Raw genomic sequence first — 915 nt, forward strand, 5'->3', positions numbered from 1 at the left:
CCCCCATGAGTGCGACGGTGCTGCCGATGCAAACCGATGTGGGCGATGAGACATCGCCGGCCGGGACTGTGGCTGGGGCTGGCTCAACCCCGTTCGCCCGGCAGACGGTGACGCTGAGCAAGCAGGCGCACATCGAGTTGGTGATGACGGCCCGGCAATACAAGTCGCTGCATCAGCGTGCGACGGCGCGTGCGCGCTGGACCGAGCGACGCCACCGCCACGAGATCGAGAAGGCCCGACTTCGAGAGGCGGGCCTGCGTGAGGAATTGGCACTGGCCCAGGCGCAGATCCGCGATCTGCGCCAACGCGTGTTTGGCGCGCGCACGGAGCAGTCCAGATTCGTGGCGCCTCCAGGGCATGCGCAAGCAGGTTCGCGCCGTCCCAGAGGCCAGCAACGCGGACGCCCGGGCCACGGGCGCAGGCAAGCGCATGAGCTGCCTGCGCGCTGCGAGACGATCGCTCTGGACGCCGCGGTCTGTCCGCAGTGCGGGCAAGGCCTCAAGGAGTTTCCCGGTACCGAGGACAGCGAGGTCGTGGAGCTGGAGGTCAAGGCCTACCGGCGCGTGATCCGGCGCCGTCGCTATCGGCCCACGTGCCAATGCGCGCGCCTGCCGGCATCGTCACCGCGGCGCAGGCGCCGCGGCTGATTGAGCGCGGCAAGCTGGGCGTGTCGGTGTGGGTGAACGTGCTGCTGTCCAAGTTCTCCTACGGGCAGCCCACGCACCGCCTGCTGCACGAGTGGTCCGATCAGGGCCTGCGCATCTCGCAGGGCACGGTCACGGACGGCCTGCGGCAACTGGCGCGACTGTTCGAGCCACTGGGCCAGGCCTGGTCGACACAACTGCGCGCGCAATCGCACTGGCATGCCGACGAGACGCGCTGGGAGGTGTTCGTCGAGCGTGAGGGCAAGGTCGG

At 69.3% G+C, this 915-nt stretch carries 1 protein-coding gene and 1 pseudogene; both read left to right on the plus strand.

Annotation, left to right across the window (positions count from 1 at the left end):
- Positions 1-647, plus strand: a pseudogene (locus tag HCU76_RS37475) (hypothetical protein); the annotation flags it as partial.
- Positions 599-915: transposase (locus tag HCU76_RS37480; RefSeq protein ID WP_218512061.1), on the plus strand; the 317-nt coding region annotated here is incomplete at its 3' end. The pseudogene HCU76_RS37475 and the gene HCU76_RS37480, both read left to right, overlap by 49 nt.

The organism is Variovorax sp. dw_308 (genome assembly GCF_019207085.1).
Classification (GTDB): domain Bacteria; phylum Pseudomonadota; class Gammaproteobacteria; order Burkholderiales; family Burkholderiaceae_C; genus Variovorax.